Below are 16,334 nucleotides of genomic sequence, written 5' to 3'. Positions count from 1 at the left end.
ACTTAAACTAATAAAACGGAGAGCCTATGGCTTTAGAAACTTTCGGAATTTTTGGGTTAGAAGTATGTTGTCTTGGCATCTTGTCTGTTGATTTAGCATAAAGGGTAACGAAGAGCCCTAAAAGTTATTTATTCAAGACGCTAAACAGGCTTGATAAACTCTATAATGACTCTACAACTGATGATCAAAAAATTTTTTATTCTAAACTAGCTCTCATAGAATTATGTGGCTGGATCGAGGAAACTATGGATGATATAGTTTTAAGATGTGCTAAACGATGCTTAAAGTCCCCAGCTAACAAAAAATTCATCGATAAGACTGTTCATAATACTAATAGTTTTGAATATGAAGCTTTTAGAAAAATGTTGATGATGGTTATTGGTTTAGCAACATTAGAAAAAATCGAAGAACAGTTAGAAACAACTGGTAAAATCAGTGCTTTAAAAGGTTATCTTGTTAATCTAAAGAGAAGTCGCAATCAAGCTGCTCATACTCATACTAAAGGTACTTTGACAACTTATGACGCTCCTTCTAAAACTAAATATAATTTTGATAGAATATATGCTTTGTTAACAGAGTTAGATGCAGAATTGCAACGTCATAACTGTTGACTTATTTCTCACAGGATCGCTTTTAGCGCACCTTCAACAAAGACAATCAGTCAAAATTAAACCCCCTAACCAGCGAAAATTAACTGTAAGCGCTCGAAAAACTGGGAAAATATTCAATTGATTCAATGTTATCTTTTTTAACTATCCTGCCCATGAATAATCAGGTCATCCGTACTGATAAAGCTCCGGCCCCTGTGGGTCCCTATAATCAAGCGATCGCCGCTAATGGTCCTTTTCTCTTTGTTGCGGGACAAATTCCCCTAGATCCCGTCACGGGTGAAATCGTCTCCGGGGAAATTAGCGCCCAAACCGAACAAGTTATGGCCAATCTAGAGGGCATTTTAACCGCCGCGGGAGCCAATTGGTCAAATGTGGTGAAAACTACCGTCTTTCTCTCGGATTTAGCCAATTTCGGGGCAATGAATCAAGTTTATGCCCGTTATTTCCCCCCGGAAACTGCGCCGGCCCGGGCCTGTGTGGAAGTGGCCCGTCTTCCCAAAGATGTGCTAGTGGAAATAGAATGTATTGCCGCTTTACCCTAAAAATTAAGGTGGGCAATGCCCACCCTAGTTCAATCTCTCTCTAGACCACCAAAGCTTCTAGAATCGTCTTATTGTAGATAATTCGCCCTACAGTAGTACGCACATACTGGGAAATTATCTGACCATCCTTCTCGCGGGTTTTGCGCTCCCGATAATATTTCCAGATGCTGCCATCGGGGAGAGTTTCCGTTTCCAGGACTTCCTCATCGGGTTTATTGGTTTTCACCTTTTCTCCGACAGGTAAACGCAACCACACAGAAGCGTGCAGATCCACCAATCCCTGATCGAAAGAGCGAATAGCGTCATCCATGCTGGCGAAATAACGACCTCCACCCTTTTGGGCCTTGGGATTTTCGGCCGTGAGATAATAACAACCCAAAACCATATCCTGAGAAGGGGCAACAATCGGACGACCGGTCGCCGGTGAGAGAATATTATGACAAGCTAACATCAATAAGCGCGCTTCCGATTGTGCTTCCAGGGAGAGGGGAATATGTACGGCCATTTGGTCCCCGTCAAAGTCAGCGTTAAAAGCGGGACAGACGAGGGGATGTAACTGAATCGCCCGGCCCTCCACCAATATCGGTTCAAACGCTTGAATGCCCAAACGGTGCAGGGTGGGGGCGCGGTTTAACATCACCGGGTGTCCCGTGATCACTTCATCCAAGACGTGCCAAACGTTGACATCCCCCCGTTGGATCATTTTCTTGGCCGCCTTGATATTATTGACGATGCCTAATTTAATTAAACGATGGATAACGAAGGGTTGGAACAATTCGATCGCCATTTCCCTGGGTAAACCGCATTGATAGATCTTCAATTTCGGACCGACAACGATAACCGAACGTCCCGAATAGTCCACCCGTTTACCGAGGAGATTTTGACGGAAACGCCCCTGTTTACCCTCGATAATATCCGATAAAGACTTCAGGGCGCGATTATTGGCTCCCACCACCGTGCGACCACGACGACCGTTATCAATTAAAGCATCGACGGCCTCCTGTAACATCCGTTTTTCGTTGCGGACGATAATTTCGGGGGCGAGAATTTCTTGCAGACGGGATAAACGGTTATTGCGGTTAATCACCCGACGGTAGAGATCGTTCAGGTCAGAGGTGGCAAAACGGCCGCCGTCCAACTGCACCATCGGGCGTAAATCGGGGGGAATCACGGGAATTACGCTTAAAACCATCCATTCTGCCTGAGAACCCGTGGCGATAAAGTTATCGATTACCCGGAGACGTTTAATTAATTTTGCCCGTTTTTGCCCCTTACTTTCGACAATTTCCGTCCGCAGTCTTTCCGCTTCTTCTTCCAGGTTAATTTCCTGTAAGAGTCTTTGGATAGCCTCGGCCCCGATCCCCACTTCAATACCGACTAATTCCGAATCCTCTGCGTAGATTTCTTCTTCGATCTCTAACCATTGATCTTCGCTGAGGAGTTGTTTATAACTAAGATTGCTCGCATTACCCGGATCGAGAACCACATAGGCATTAAAATAGACGATTTGCTCCACGTCCCGCAGGGGCATATCGAGCAGGATACTGAGATAACTGGGAATACCTTTAAGATACCAAACGTGGGTGACGGGGGCGGCTAATTTGATAAAACCCATGCGATGACGACGTACCCGGGACTCGGTGACTTCTACCCCGCAACGTTCACAGACAATCCCCCGGTGACGGACGCGTTTGTATTTACCACACCAACATTCCCAGTCTTTCGAGGGGCCAAAAATTTTCTCGCAGAATAACCCATCCATTTCCGGTTTGAGAGTCCGATAGTTGATCGTTTCTGGTTTGGTTACTTCTCCGACGACTTGACCGTTAGGTAGGGTTCTTTCTCCCCATTGCCGAATTCTCTCGGGGGACGCTAAACCGATTTTGACGTAATCAAATCTTTGATCTGTTGGAGTCTTCATTCTGAATTTTTTACTATGGGTAATGATTCTGGGATAAGCGATCGCTCTCGCGTTCTCGATGCCCCGATGACAACTATTAGGCAGAAACGACAGTTAACTCAGTCACTTTTTCTTTGGGTCAAACTGGCCCGACCGAGTCCGGGACATTACATTATACAATTTTTCTAGTTCGATCGACCATTAAGTGATATTTTCCCAGATGGTGATGCTGCCGTCGGCCGCGGCCGCCGCTAGGTGGCAATAATCGGGGCTGAGAACTAAACTGGAGATCGGCGATGATCGCTCATTGGTGGCGGTGAGAGTTGCGATCGCCTGTTGATAATTGGCTAACCAGATTTTAATCTCTCCGTCGGTTCCCCCCGTAAATAACCATTGACCCTCCTCTGCGAATAGCAAGCTTGTCACCTGACCATTATGGGCATTGATCACCCGAATTGGCGCAAAATGACCGCTTTTCTCCGGGTCGTATTGCCAGATTTTCACCGTACCATCCACACAACCGGCGGCAATAATCTGACCATCGGCAGCGATTGCAAGACTCTGCACCGAAGAAACGTTACCGGATAAGACGGCGATTTTTGCTCCCGATCCCAATTGCCAGAGGGTGACAGTGCCATCACCTCCAGCTGCGGCAATAAAATCTTGATTAGGAGCCACTGCTAGGGCATAAATTGCCCCCAGACTGTCATAGGAACTAAATTCTTCGGTTTCCTGCTCTAAATTCCACTGTTTTAGGGTTTGATCGTAACTACCACTAACCAAAAAATGCCAACGGGGGGCAAAATCCAGGCCGTGAATCGAACCGAGATGACCGAGGAAAATTTGCTCTAATTCCAGATTACTGGCATCGCTGGCTAAAGTCCATAATTTAACGGTTTGATCGAATCCTCCCGTCGCTAGATGATAATCGCCGTTTCTGGTGACTGCTAGGGCTAAAATGCCCTGATCATGAGCTTCAACCGTATTAATCAGGGTTCCTCTCGCAAAATCCCAGATTTTTAGGGTACGATCCCAACTAACGCTAATTAAAAACCGTTGATCCTCGGTAATTGCGATCGCTGTGATCATTTCCCGATGGGCGGTCAGACGGCGATAATAGTGCCAATGGGGTATATCGACGGGGGGGGAAGTGGGAGTTAAATTAAGGGCGGGTAGGGTGATTTGTGGCTCATTTTCCGCTTTTGTTGCGCTAATATCCGCCGATTCTTCGTTAATCGGCAAAATCTCTCTGTGTAAGCGACCGTAGGATTTTTCCAGATGTTCGATGCGTTCGAGCAGCGCGTTACGGTTGATATATTGAATAATTTGATTGTAGGACTGTTCGAGGGCGAGAATATTCTCCTCTAATTCTGCGATTGCACGGGCGTTATCCCTGGCCACCGCGGGACTGAGGGACTGTATTTGTGCTGATAAAGCTTCTTTTTCTTCTTCCCACTGACTCTGTAATTGACCGGTCATCTCAGTTAAGCGTTGACGTTGCAGGGTTCTTTCTCGGAGACGATTGAGAATATTCAACCCGAAAGTCACTACTAGGAGGAATAAAAGCAAAAACCCCGCACCCATGGCCATAAGGGTAAGCAGGGTTAATCCTAGGGCGATATATTCCGCTAATTCTAGCCAATGGGGGCGATGGTCGGTCATTTTGCAGTTACCGGTAAAGAAGAATTTATTATCTCCTGATTTCAGACTTATGCTAACGCTAATTGCTGCCTTGGGATTGACTAAAATTAATTTTTAAGCAGGAGTTAAGACCTTTTCCTTCGTTTCTATCGGTGCGGTTAAAGCGGATTCTAAATCGGCCTTCCCTAGTCTTGCTTCCAAAATTTTCAGCACTTCCCGTCCAAAATCATCGGGATTTTGTCGCCATGCTTGCAGACAAACTTCGCCCAAAAATGACCCCAAAGGTTCAGGATTCCAGAGCAGTTTTTTGGCTGTCCAGGGCATTAAACTCATGGGATCATAGTCGGGTTTAATAATTTCTTTTTTGAGGGCGTATTCTTCTAGATGGGTGTGGGGTTGTAGTCCGATAAAAAAGATGGCTGGTTCCACTTTATCGACTCCAAAAATATTTTCTAATTCTCGATGATAGGCGATGGTTTGACGAATAGTTTCTAGGGTTTCATCAATAACATTAAAGGAATAATTTACCGAAACCAGATCATTAAAACCAGCCGCTTTTAAGTCTCGACAATTTTGCAGAACTGTCCGCAAATTATAGCCCATACGCATTTTGCGGACTAATTCCTGAGAGCCAGCGGTGATGCCAATTTCAAAGTAATTCATGCCTGTTTTTACCATTAAATCGCATAGTTTTGGGGTGAGATTATCGGCACGAATATAGGCAGCCCAACGTATATCTTTCATCCCGGCAGCGAGGATTTTTTCTAATAGTTCTTCTACATCGTCGATAAATTTTCTGGCGGGGATAAATTGGGCATCGGTAAACCAGAAATTGCGAATGCCGCGGTCGTATAATTGGCGCATTTCCTTAACTACTTCGTCTGCTGGATTAATGCGTACTTGTTTACCTTCGACGACGGTATAGATGCAGTAGCAGCAGTTATGGGGACAGCCGCGCTTGGTTTGTACCCCGATATAAAAGTCGTTTTCTTGGAAATAGTAGGAAAATTCCGGCCAAATACTGGCGATATAGTCGTAGTTACAAGCGGATTTTTCTAAGGGGGTGGGGGATTCGTGGATTAAACGCGGCCGGGGTGTGGTTTCTCCGACGACATAACAACGTTCATCGCTAAAGTCCCGGCCGGAGAGGAATTTTTCTAGCAGGGTTTCCCCTTCTCCCACTGATACAATTGTTCCTGTGGGCAGTTTGGTTTTTAGTTGTTCGTAGAAAACACTGACGGCACCACCCCCGACGATAACTCGCGCTTCGGGATGGTATTTTTTGGCCCGCTGCAACCCTCGGCGAATTAGTCCCTGATTGCGCCATAATTCGCCGTAGTAGGCTGTTGTCACCTTTAAACCTCCTAAAGCACCTCGCAGCTTGATTAGGGGGTTTTTAGCGTAGTAAAATTCAAAGGCGTTTTGCAGGGGATTGCCACCGCGACCACCGACGGGAGCATATATTTGAATATCCCGCCAGGAGAATACTAGCAGGGTGGGCCGAAATTCGTCAACACAGCGATCGAGTGCCTGGTTAAAGTCTAAGGGGGGGACGGTGCCAAGGTCAAAGATTCTTTGTTCGATGTCGGGGAAGAGTTTATGAACGTGGTCGGAAAGGTAAACGACACCGATGGGGAAAATTGGGTTACAGGGGAGTCTAACGTAGAGGATGCGTTGTGCTTGCGGTTGAGTCATGAGATTTCTGAAGGGGACGAGGACGCATTCTGAGTAATCTTAACATAACTTAACTTTGTCCGGCTTGTCTAGGAAAAGGTTATAAGTAGGGTTTGCTGTTCCTAGGGTTAGGAGTCAGGATTCAGGAGATTATTTTACTTATTTTCCCCACACCCCACTTCCCCACTTCCCCACTCCCTACACCCCACACCTCACACCCCACACCCCACACCCTACACCCTACACCCCACACCCCACACCCCACACCCCACACCCTACACCCCACACCCTACACCCTACACCCCACACCCTACACCCCACACCCTACACCCCACTTGCGTCTTAGGTTAAACTTTAATTCCTAGTACCTGTGTATGGGTTCCCCGCGCTTGGGTGACACCGATGGTTCTTTCTGATGCTTCAATCATCGGCCGACGCAAACTAACGACAATAAATTGCGCTTGTTGTGCTTGTTTTTGAATCATTTTGGCCAATTTCTCTACATTGGCCCCATCTAAAAACATATCCACTTCATCAAACGCATAAAAGGGAGAAGGACGATATCTTTGTAGGGAAAAAATAAAGCTTAAAGCGGTTAAAGATTTTTCACCTCCAGACATGGAACTTAATCGCTGTACCGGTTTTCCTTTCGGATGTGCCACCAGATTTAAGCCACCATTAAAGGGGTCATTTTCGTCTTCTAGTTGTAAGTAACCATCACCATCGGACAGGGTAGCAAATATAGTCTTAAAGTTTTCGTTAACAGCCGTAAATGCTTCCTGAAAAGCATTAAATCTGAGGGTGGTAAAGTTTTCTATCCGTAAAAGTAGTTCGGTTCTTTCTCCTTCTAAGGTTTGTAGTTTTTCTGATAGTTCATCCAATCTCTCTTTAGTTTTTTGGTGTTCTTCTAAAGCTAACATATTCACAGGTTCTAAAGCTTCCAATTTCTTTTGTAACTGCCGAATATCGCTTTGAATTTTCTCGAAATCTCGCTCACTTTCGGGAATTTCGGGCAAGGGATTGGGTAAGTCGCTTTCTAGTTGACTAATTTCTGTCTGTAAAGTGGTTAGTAATGCTTGTCTTTCCTCTTGATTGTTGACTAACTTTTCCGATTGCCAGATAGCCTGTTGTTGTTGGTTTTGTTGTTGTCGCAAAACTGTCTCTAATTGGTCTCTTTTTTGCTTGGTTTCCCCCAGTTGTTGCGATAATTGTTGTAAAGCTTGATTGATTTCTAAAATATGGCGATCAAGTTTTTCTATCTCCAGATTACCGATATTTCTCTGATTAACTGCATCGGTAATTATCTTGTCAACCTCAATAATTCTATCCCCAGACTCTTGACTTTTTTCCTCTAGTCTGATTTGTTGATTTTGTAAATCTTTTAACTGTTCGCGGACTGTAGCGAGGTGATTTTCTTGGGTTTGTAACTCTAATTCTTGAGCGCGAATTATTCCCTGTACCTGTTGCCATTCGCTATGGGTATGATTGGCCTCTAAAGCAGTTAATTTCTCCTGTTCTTGCTGTAAAGATAACTCTAACTCAGGAATTTCTCTGGTTAATACTTCTAACCGTTGACGAGAAATAGTAATTTCCTCTTGCTGTCCTGATAATTGACGGATTAAATCCTCTTTTTCTGTGGTTAAACGTTGTAAATCCTTGCTTAATTGTTGTAGAGATAATTGATTTTCCCGATGACTTTGACGGCTTTCGGTTAACTGTTGGGTTAACTGACTGATAAGATTATTAACTTGAGTAATTTTTTCTTCGTTGCGGGTAAGAATGCGATCGATTTCTGCTAATCTTTCCCGTAGAGATTCCGCTTCACTAGACTCCTTAGGAGAAATTTTACCAAAACGCAGCCCCGATCGCGTCGGTTGGCTGCCTCCGGTCATAGCACCAGTCATCTCTAATAACTCGCCATCCAAAGTAACAATACGATATTGATTGATATAATAACGGGCAGAATCTATATCCTCGAAAACCACCGTACTGCCAAAAATATAGTTAAAAACCTCCCGATACTGGGATTGAAACTTAACTAAATTCACCGCTAAATCCAGATAACCCCGCGCATGACGCAGAGAGGAAATATCCTGGGGACGGGGAGGACGAATTTTATTCAGGGGTAAAAAAGTGGCCCTACCGATGCGACGCTGTTTTAGTAAGGCAATTCCGGCAGCCGCGACGCTATCATCTTGGACGACTACATGACCTAAACGACCTCCGGCGGCGATTTCCAGAGCAATTTGATAACGTTCCTCTACTTCGCCCAATTGTGCCACTAATCCGCAGATTCCGGGCAAATCTGACTGTAATAATATTTGAGTGGCATAGGTTCCCTGGGCCTCCTGTTGCGCTTGCTTGGTCGCTTCCAGTTTATCTAATTCCCTCTGTTTGTCCCGTTGTTCTTTTAGCAGACGTTTTTGGGTGTCCTGACTGATGACGCGATTTTGTTCGGCAATGGTGAGTTTTTGGGCTAAATTTTGGATATCGGGTTCCGATTGATTAATTTTTTGTAATATTTCTTGACTTTCTTCTGTTTTTGTGCTAATAACTTGCTCTAATTCTTGCAGACGTTGACCAGCTTCTACTATATTAGTTTGCAATCGATCGCATCTTTCGGTCAATTGGGCTCGTTGGCTACGGTAGGGGTTTAATTGTTCCTGAAGACGGGTAATATTGCGGGAAAGGTCACTTTGTTCTTTTACCCAAGCTTCTGACGCTTCTGCGAGACTACTTGCTTGCAGACGATGGTTTTCTAGGGTTTCCCTTGCGGTTTGGGTTGTCAGTAGGAGATTGGGTAAAATTTCAGTTTCTAAACGGCTTTTTTGGGCAGTAATCTGATTTAATTCGAGATTATAGCGATTAATTTCCTCTAAAAGTCTGGTTTTCTGTGCCTGAGATTCTTTTTCGAGGTTTTCTAACTCTTTTTGTCGTTGTTGCTGTTGTTGTCGTTTGGCCTGTTGACTCGCTAATCGGGAAGTCAGGGACAGGTGTTCATCTTCCCCGAAAGCTTTGACCTGTTGATTTAGTTTCTCTAATTCTTGACTATTTTGGGCGATTTGTTCGGATAAATTGGCGATAGTCTCGGTTAAAACCTGTTTTTCCTTTTCCCCAGCTTGAATTTGTTCTTTTACTTGCTGGCAGCGCTGCTGGAGATTTTGCCAATGGAGGACAATTTCCCATTGTTGTTTTTCTTGGACTTGGGCCTTGAGTTTTTGGTATTTTTCGGCTTTAATGCGATCGAGTGCTAATTTTTCCAGAGATTTTTGCAATTCTGTGGCAATAATTTGGCAGCGTTCTTCTCTTTCTTTAACCGAATCGATATTCTCCTTAGTTTTCTCAATTTTGCGGTCAAATTCAGCTACTCCTGCCAATTCGTCGATAATTTCCCGTCTTTCCTTGGCATTCATGCTGATAATTCGGGTTACGTCCCCCTGTAACACCACGTTGTACCCTTCGGGATAGATGCGTAAACGGTTTAACTGGTCGTGAAGTTCGCTAACCGTACAGGTTTCCCCATTGATATAGTAGGTAGAAGTATAGCTGCCACCCTTAGCCACTTTTAAGCGTCGGGAAACCGTCCAATCCCTATCGGTTGCGCCGGTCATATCGGCAATATCAAAAGTCACCGAAACACTCGCTTCGGTGCTATGACGTTGACTGTTATAGCTGTGATTGACTAAATCCGGTAATCTTTCGGCCCGCATTCCCTTGGAAGTAGCTAATCCCAAGCAAAATAACAATGCGTCGAGGATATTCGACTTTCCTGAACCATTTGGACCAGAAACCACCGTAAACCCCGGTAAAAAGGGTATAGGAGTTGTTCCCCCGAAGGATTTGAAGTGTGAGAGTTCGACCTTTTTGATGTAAACCATGGCGATAAACAAAAAGTAGGAAAGCTGTCAGCTTTAAGACAACACCCTTATAGAAAAATATAGCTGATAGCTACCTTAGATAGCTTGAATCCATTCCTTGACTTGGTACTCTGTCCAGATACCATTTTGCCAGTAGGGATCTGCTTCGATTAATTCCCGCACTTCTGACTCGCTGGCTGCCTGATAAATTCCGAAAACTTGGCTTAAATCTGCCGTTGGCCCGATGGTAATGAGAATTCCCCGTTCTTTCTGTTGATTTAATCCCTCTAGATGCGCTTGACGATAGGGTGCGCGTTTTTCCAGCACGTTTTCACAATAACTACCCCAGATAACAAATTTCGGCATATTTGACCTGTACTCTCTTGATCTGTTGCTATTTTACGATCGAATCGTCAATCAGACTAAATAGATCTAGAAAAGTGGGGGGTACACAGAATCTACATTTTACTATAGCGGTTTTCACAGAAGTGAGTCCCGATTGAAACGCTGAAACGCCTATCTATCAATGGATTTACTATACCTCATTAGACTGAAAAACGCTATATATAGATTAGCTAATCCAGATAGGTTTTCTATTGTATTTAAGTAGGTGGGTGGAATTAAATATAAGATGAACGTAGGTTGGTTTGAAGCATGAAACCCAACGCCCGCATGGGTTACGCTACCGCTAACCCATCCTACAAATAATTGTGCCTCCCTACTTAATAAAGATAAGCGTAAGTCAAAATTTTCCATGATCAATCGGGGCATTGGTTCGACAGTTATAGATTAATAAAAGTTGATTCTTTCACGTTCGACAACTAAAGGTCTTTTTAAAATTCTCATGTGCATTAAGCCAATATATTCCCCAATAATGCCGATAAAAAATAGTTGCACAGAAGCGAGTAAAAATAGTCCAACCATGATTGGTGCGGTTCCTAAAGGGAAATAATTCCAGAACAACAATTTGGCGATTAAATAACCTAACGCCACTACCAAACTCAAGAGAGATAAAGCAAAACCCAAAAATGTAGCCATCCTCAAAGGAACACTCGAGTGACTGGTAATTCCCAGCATCGCCTCGCTATAGTATCGATAGAAGTTGTAACTACTAATACCCCGTTTTCGTCGTTGTTGTTGATACTCAAAAGAGAAACTTTCAAAACCTAACTCTTCAATGAGTCCCCTAAAATAGGGATAGGGATCGTTAATCTCTCGTAGAACATTGATGACTTTCTGATCGTATAACCCGAAACCTGTAAAGTTTCTAGTAACTTTTATATCTGAAAGATTATCCATTAAATAATAAAAAATTTGTCTGGCAAAATAGAAAAAAGCTCCTTCTTTCATCGGAGTTTTAACCGCTTTAACAACTTTATAGCCTTCTTCCCACTTCTTAACAAATTCTAGGATTAATTCGGGAGGATCTTGCAAATCTGCTACCATCAAAATAACCGCATCTCCGTAACACTGAAGAATACCATAGTAAACAGAACGAACGGGACCGAAATTTCTCGCATTAACGATGACCTTGACCCCGGGGTCTTTTTGAGCAATTTTTTTTAATTCATCTATAGTTTTATCTTGGGAAGCGTTATCGATAAAAAGATGTTCATACTCATAGTTAGGTAACTGATTAAAGACTTCTTTAACTCGCAAGTAAAGGTCTTCAATATTTCCTTCTTCATTATAACAAGGAGTCATTATAGTAATTTTCTTCATTATCTATTTCCTCTAAAAACAAAGGTTTTATTTAAAAAATAAGAAATAATTGCTAGAGGCAATACTAAGATAGCTTGTGCCACTAACATATTAATTCCTAGCATCTTGACAATTCGTAAGGATTCAGCGTTTAATAAATAAATCACTAAATAAACACCAATAAAGCGAGCTAGTAGTCGGTTATTTTGGTCTTTAAAAACGATAGCCCCGATAGTTTTAAAGTTGAATAATACCCCGCAAATAGTAGCGATCAGTAAGGAATAGCGATAATCTAATCCCAGACAGATCAGCAAGGCAAACACCGAATAACCAAATAAGGTATTAATTACCCCCACTAACAAAAATCTAACAAATTTACTTTTTTGGAACAGATACATTTTTCAAGTTTATTTTGACAATTAGTGATTACATTGGTCTTTACCTTTTCCTCACCTGTAAAATGGCTAATACACTCTTTGTAGCATGGCCAGAGCCGATTGCACAATGCCATCCAAATCAAGTCCTTGTTGGGAACGTAAAACTGTTTGACTACCAGCGGTTTTCACGGCCTCTCTTTTTAACCTTAAAGGACTAAATTTCACTGATTCACCGGACTGTGCCAGAACCTCGGCAACTGCACTTCCTAAACCGCCAATTCCATGTTCTTCTAGGGTGATTATCTTCTTAGTCTTTTGAGCCGATTGTAAGATAGATTGTTCATCTAGAGGGTAGAGAGTCGGCATACTCAAAACTTCAATAGAATAACCCTGCATCGTCAGTTTTTCAGCCGCTTTAACGGTTAAATCTAGCATTCCCCCTATACTGATTAAGGTCAAATCTGTTCCCGACTGTAACTCGATTGCCTTACCAATTTCAAACTGAGGTTCCCTGGAGTGAACTTGAGGCTCACCGGCTTTCCCTAATCTTAAATAACACGGACTAGATAGGTTAACAATAGCTTGAGTAGCTAATTTAGCTTCTAGAGGATCTCCTGGAGCGATAACCGTCATATTAGGTAACACTCTCATCACCGCTAAATCTTCCATGCCATGATGAGTATAACCCAGAGAACCGTAGGTCAGGCCACCACCAACAGCAACAATATTAACATTGAGATTGTGATAACAGACATCATTGCGAATCTGTTCAAAACATCGCATGATCGGAAAATTGACAATAGAATAGACAAAGACGATTTTGCCACACATTGCTAGACCCGCAGCTATGCCGATCATGTTTTGTTCGGCAATACCCACATTCACAAATCGTTGAGGAAATTGGCTGGCAAATCCTTCGAGAACAGAATAGCCTAAGTCTCCACAAAGAAGCCAAATCCGCTCATCTTTCTTAGCTATTTCACAAAGCGTATTGATAAAAGCTGTTCTCATGATTTCCCCTCAATTTCTGCTACGGCTTGTTCTAGTTGTTCTTGATTCGGTGACTTGTAATGCCAAGCCAGTTGATTTTCCATAAAACTGACTCCTTTTCCTTTGACTGTATGAGCAATAATACAGCTAGGTTTTCCCTTTTCAAAAGGAACACTATTGAAAGCGTCTTCAATCTGCTGGAAATTATGACCGTCAATTTCTCGCACTGACCAACGAAATGCCTGGAATTTAGCTGTTAAGGGTTCAAGGTCAAGCACTTCTTGGACCGTGCCAAAACTCTGAATTTTGTTATAGTCCACAATAACAACTAGGTTATCGAGTTGATGCTGAGGCGCAAATAAGATTGATTCCCAATTTGAGCCTTCGTCCATTTCCCCATCACTAACTAGAACAAAAACTCGGTAGGGTTTATCTTCACGTTTACCAGCTAAAGCTATACCACAACCGATAGGTAAACCATGACCTAAAGACCCTGTAGAAGCTTCTATTCCGGGTAGATAATGACTGATATGACCAGTTAACTTAGAACCATCTTGACAATAAGTTTCTAGCCATTCTAGGGGAAAAAATCCCCTTTCAGCCAGTACCGCGTAGAGAATAGCCGCACTATGACCTTTACTGAGAATAAATCGATCGCGGTCTGGCCAATTTGGGTTAGTCGGATCAATTCGGAGAATGTTGCCATATAGTACGGCTAATAAATCAGCCATACTTAAGCAACTGCCAATGTGAGAGGCATTAGCTCGATGAACCATTCGCAAAGACTGAAGGCGGATTGATTGAGCTAATTGTTTGATTGTGTTTGCTTGAATCATTACTCTTTGACAAAGTAGGAAATATAAGGATCATAAGGAAAACGACAGAGTTTAACCATCCGTAGGTCTAAGCTTTCTAAGAGCGCAGTAGTTTCACCTGGAAATTCAACGCAGTTTAGCTCATCAAAAGCAATAATACCACCCTTAACAACTCGAGGGTAGAGATATTCAATGGCTACTTTAGTAGGTTTATAAATATCAAAATCTAAGTAGAGAAGGCTGATGAGCAAATGAGGATTATCATCAACATATTTGGGAATAGTTTGACAAGCGTCGCCAGCTACTAATTCTACTTTAGCAATATGTCCTAAAGGACGGTTTTTATCGTGTATGTCAACCAAAGATTGCAGTTCATTGATAATATTATCTGAAGTTTTAAACGCTCCTTCTTTTAAATGTTCTGAAGACCCTGTTTCTAGATCTTTTTCATGCAGTAAAGGAAACCCCTCAAATGTATCAAATCCGATTACTTTTCGAGTATGATTATAGGGTTCAGAAATTGCAGAAAAATGATGCCAAGACATCAAACCACCACCTCCAAACACTCCACATTCAACAATACTGCCATTAGCCGGGAGGCTAAGTTTGAAAATTTCCCATTTCGTTAAAAATCGGGCAATGTCTTGGCGACGTACATGGCGAGTAAATGTTGAGAGGCGCTGGGTTATAGGCAACCCAGATCCTTCAAAGGTTCTAGCCAAATCATCGGGAATACTTTTTTCTTGTTGACTGTACTTAGTGGAATGATGTCCTAGTTGACTCAATGATGAGGGTTTTTCTAAATTCACTTTATTGCTCCTATTTGAGAATAATTTTGAGTTTCAAAAGTCAATGGCATTTGAGGAAAAGTTAGAATTTTCTTCAAGTTCTCCGATTAACAGATTCGGCATTAGTAAATTGTTGATACCATGCAAGGGTTTTTTTAATCCCGGTGGGTAAATCAACCGTTGACTTGAGTCCTAATTCTTTTAATGCTCTGTCAGTAGCGGGTACATATCTGGCAATCCGTTGACCTACAACTGGTTCTTGAGCAACAGTGATAGAATTAGGGTGTCCAGCAATTTCCGCCACTGCTAAGGCGGTATCTTTAATGTTGATTTCCACATTTGAACCCACATTATAAGTACGACAAGACTCCCCCTTAAATAATATAGTCCATAACCAAATCATCAAATCTGAAGCATATAAATAGGAACGATAGGGAGTCCCATCTCCTTTAATATGAATCGTCTTTCCCTCCAAAATGTCTTTGATAAAGTTGCCAATGGCAAAAGATTGATCTAAAGGTAAATAGGGACCAACAAAAGCAAAACACCGGGCAATTTTTACCCCTATATTATACTCCTGAGCATACAAGACACTCAAGAGTTCTGCGAGTCGTTTTCCCTCTCCATAAACGGAGTTAGGAGAACTCACATCCGGCGCCCCTTGATAGCTTTCTGGAATATGAGTTATATCTGAGGGTTGTTGACCATAAATTGCTCCTGAGCTAGTTAGTAATAATTTTTTTGTGCCACAATTTTTCGCAAAATCTAGCACTCGTCGGGTTCCTTGTATTGTAGTATCCAGCACAAAAAGACGATTTTCTTGATGCACTAGAGAACTTGCATCCGTTGCAGCGTGGATAATGTGAGAAAATTCACCTTCAGGAAACTCAAATGACCTAACATCACCGCTATGGAATTGAATAGCGGGATGAGTAGCTAAATGAGGAGCTTTTTGCCTGAAACTATCAGGATTTCTGGTTAAAACAACCGCCGATGCTTTTAAGTCTAGCTGATCATTAGCCCAGATAAAACTCTCTAATAACCAACAGCCAAAAAAGCCTGTACCTCCGGTAATAAATATTCGTTGTCCCCGCAGTTCTTCCCACAGGGTTTTAGTATGGGCAAGAATATGATTTAAGTCGTTTGTTAGAAGATTGGTCATCAGAGTATATTACACCAGCTATGGACATTATGATAAATAACGGATCACAATAAACTATCATCAATGTCAACCCCTAGCGATCGCAATTTTGCCGCCAAGCGTTCAGCCCGTAGTTTTTCCTGCTCGGCTCGCTGCTTTTCCTGTTCGGCGCGTTGCTTTTCCTGCTCGGCTCGTTGCTTTTCCTGCTCTGCCAACTCCTCTATGGTGGGGAGCAATTGCCCCTCTGGTGTTGCCCAACGCAGCCAAGTAATTGGCTCCTGTTCATCCCCATAAATT

Annotated in this window: 12 protein-coding genes and 2 pseudogenes; 2 read left to right on the top strand and 12 right to left on the bottom strand. The window is 42.7% G+C overall.

Annotation, left to right across the window (positions count from 1 at the left end; genetic code table 11):
* Positions 1–143: 143 nt before the first annotated feature.
* Both EWV84_RS08400 and EWV84_RS08395 read left to right on the top strand, forming a co-directional pair.
* Positions 144–611, top strand: a pseudogene (locus EWV84_RS08400) (endoribonuclease); the annotation flags it as partial.
* A gap of 125 nt (positions 612–736) precedes the next feature.
* Entirely contained in the window at positions 737–1,153 is a 417-nt protein-coding gene (locus EWV84_RS08395) for a RidA family protein (RefSeq protein WP_287077634.1), read from the top strand.
* Between the two features lie 40 nt (positions 1,154–1,193).
* Here the strand turns inward: EWV84_RS08395 and EWV84_RS08390 are convergent, their stop codons facing one another.
* From EWV84_RS08390 to EWV84_RS08335, 12 genes and pseudogenes are all read right to left on the bottom strand, one after another.
* Positions 1,194–3,074, bottom strand: coding sequence for a DNA-directed RNA polymerase subunit gamma (locus EWV84_RS08390; protein ID WP_286826035.1), 1,881 nt, complete (start codon positions 3,072–3,074; stop codon positions 1,194–1,196).
* A 180-nt stretch (positions 3,075–3,254) separates the two neighbouring features.
* A complete protein-coding gene (locus EWV84_RS08385; RefSeq protein WP_287077635.1) occupies positions 3,255–4,766 on the bottom strand; it encodes a WD40 repeat domain-containing protein in 1,512 nt (503 codons plus the stop codon).
* Between the two features lie 42 nt (positions 4,767–4,808).
* A complete protein-coding gene (locus EWV84_RS08380) occupies positions 4,809–6,389 on the bottom strand; it encodes a photosystem II high light acclimation radical SAM protein (protein WP_287077633.1) in 1,581 nt (526 codons plus the stop codon).
* A 326-nt stretch (positions 6,390–6,715) separates the two neighbouring features.
* Positions 6,716–10,246, bottom strand: a complete 3,531-nt coding sequence (gene smc, locus EWV84_RS08375; protein ID WP_287077632.1) for a chromosome segregation protein SMC — start codon at positions 10,244–10,246, stop codon at positions 6,716–6,718.
* A 75-nt stretch (positions 10,247–10,321) separates the two neighbouring features.
* Entirely contained in the window at positions 10,322–10,591 is a 270-nt protein-coding gene (locus EWV84_RS08370) for a YciI family protein (RefSeq protein WP_002762776.1), read from the bottom strand.
* A 423-nt stretch (positions 10,592–11,014) separates the two neighbouring features.
* Positions 11,015–11,947 carry a glycosyltransferase family 2 protein gene (locus tag EWV84_RS08365; protein WP_287077631.1) on the bottom strand — a complete coding sequence of 311 codons (933 nt, stop codon included), beginning with the start codon at positions 11,945–11,947 and terminating at the stop codon, positions 11,015–11,017.
* A complete protein-coding gene (locus EWV84_RS08360; RefSeq protein ID WP_287077630.1) occupies positions 11,947–12,324 on the bottom strand; it encodes a GtrA family protein in 378 nt (125 codons plus the stop codon). Before EWV84_RS08360 ends, EWV84_RS08365 begins: the two co-directional genes overlap by 1 nt.
* Before the next feature lie 66 nt (positions 12,325–12,390).
* The gene (locus EWV84_RS08355) at positions 12,391–13,314 is read right to left on the bottom strand and encodes a transketolase family protein (RefSeq protein WP_287077629.1); all 924 of its coding nucleotides are present in this window, start codon (positions 13,312–13,314) and stop codon (positions 12,391–12,393) included.
* Positions 13,311–14,129 carry a transketolase gene (locus EWV84_RS08350; RefSeq protein ID WP_287077628.1) on the bottom strand — a complete coding sequence of 273 codons (819 nt, stop codon included), beginning with the start codon at positions 14,127–14,129 and terminating at the stop codon, positions 13,311–13,313. The genes EWV84_RS08355 and EWV84_RS08350 overlap by 4 nt, the downstream gene beginning before the upstream one ends.
* The gene (locus EWV84_RS08345) at positions 14,129–14,917 is read right to left on the bottom strand and encodes a TylF/MycF/NovP-related O-methyltransferase (RefSeq protein ID WP_287077627.1); all 789 of its coding nucleotides are present in this window, start codon (positions 14,915–14,917) and stop codon (positions 14,129–14,131) included. The genes EWV84_RS08350 and EWV84_RS08345 overlap by 1 nt, the downstream gene beginning before the upstream one ends.
* Before the next feature lie 73 nt (positions 14,918–14,990).
* Complete coding sequence (locus tag EWV84_RS08340) at positions 14,991–16,058, bottom strand: NAD-dependent epimerase/dehydratase family protein (RefSeq protein ID WP_287077626.1); 1,068 nt, start codon at positions 16,056–16,058, stop codon at positions 14,991–14,993.
* A 44-nt stretch (positions 16,059–16,102) separates the two neighbouring features.
* A pseudogene (locus tag EWV84_RS08335) lies at positions 16,103–16,334 on the bottom strand (Uma2 family endonuclease); the annotation flags it as partial.

It is taken from the genome of Microcystis sp. M_QC_C_20170808_M3Col, assembly GCF_007095505.1.
In the GTDB taxonomy this organism is placed as follows: Bacteria; Cyanobacteriota; Cyanobacteriia; order Cyanobacteriales; family Microcystaceae; genus Microcystis.
This window is presented reverse-complemented; position numbering and strand designations above follow the sequence as displayed.

Coding starts and splice junctions, on each gene's coding strand:
- EWV84_RS08365 (WP_287077631.1), bottom strand. CDS start 11,947: ATGAAGAAAATTACTATAATGACTCCTTGTTATAATGAAGAAGGAAAT.
- EWV84_RS08380 (WP_287077633.1), bottom strand. CDS start 6,389: ATGACTCAACCGCAAGCACAACGCATCCTCTACGTTAGACTCCCCTGT.
- EWV84_RS08350 (WP_287077628.1), bottom strand. CDS start 14,129: ATGATTCAAGCAAACACAATCAAACAATTAGCTCAATCAATCCGCCTT.
- EWV84_RS08370 (WP_002762776.1), bottom strand. CDS start 10,591: ATGCCGAAATTTGTTATCTGGGGTAGTTATTGTGAAAACGTGCTGGAA.
- EWV84_RS08360 (WP_287077630.1), bottom strand. CDS start 12,324: ATGTATCTGTTCCAAAAAAGTAAATTTGTTAGATTTTTGTTAGTGGGG.
- EWV84_RS08355 (WP_287077629.1), bottom strand. CDS start 13,314: ATGAGAACAGCTTTTATCAATACGCTTTGTGAAATAGCTAAGAAAGAT.
- EWV84_RS08340 (WP_287077626.1), bottom strand. CDS start 16,058: ATGACCAATCTTCTAACAAACGACTTAAATCATATTCTTGCCCATACT.
- EWV84_RS08395 (WP_287077634.1), top strand. CDS start 737: ATGTTATCTTTTTTAACTATCCTGCCCATGAATAATCAGGTCATCCGT.
- EWV84_RS08390 (WP_286826035.1), bottom strand. CDS start 3,074: ATGAAGACTCCAACAGATCAAAGATTTGATTACGTCAAAATCGGTTTA.
- smc (WP_287077632.1), bottom strand. CDS start 10,246: ATGGTTTACATCAAAAAGGTCGAACTCTCACACTTCAAATCCTTCGGG.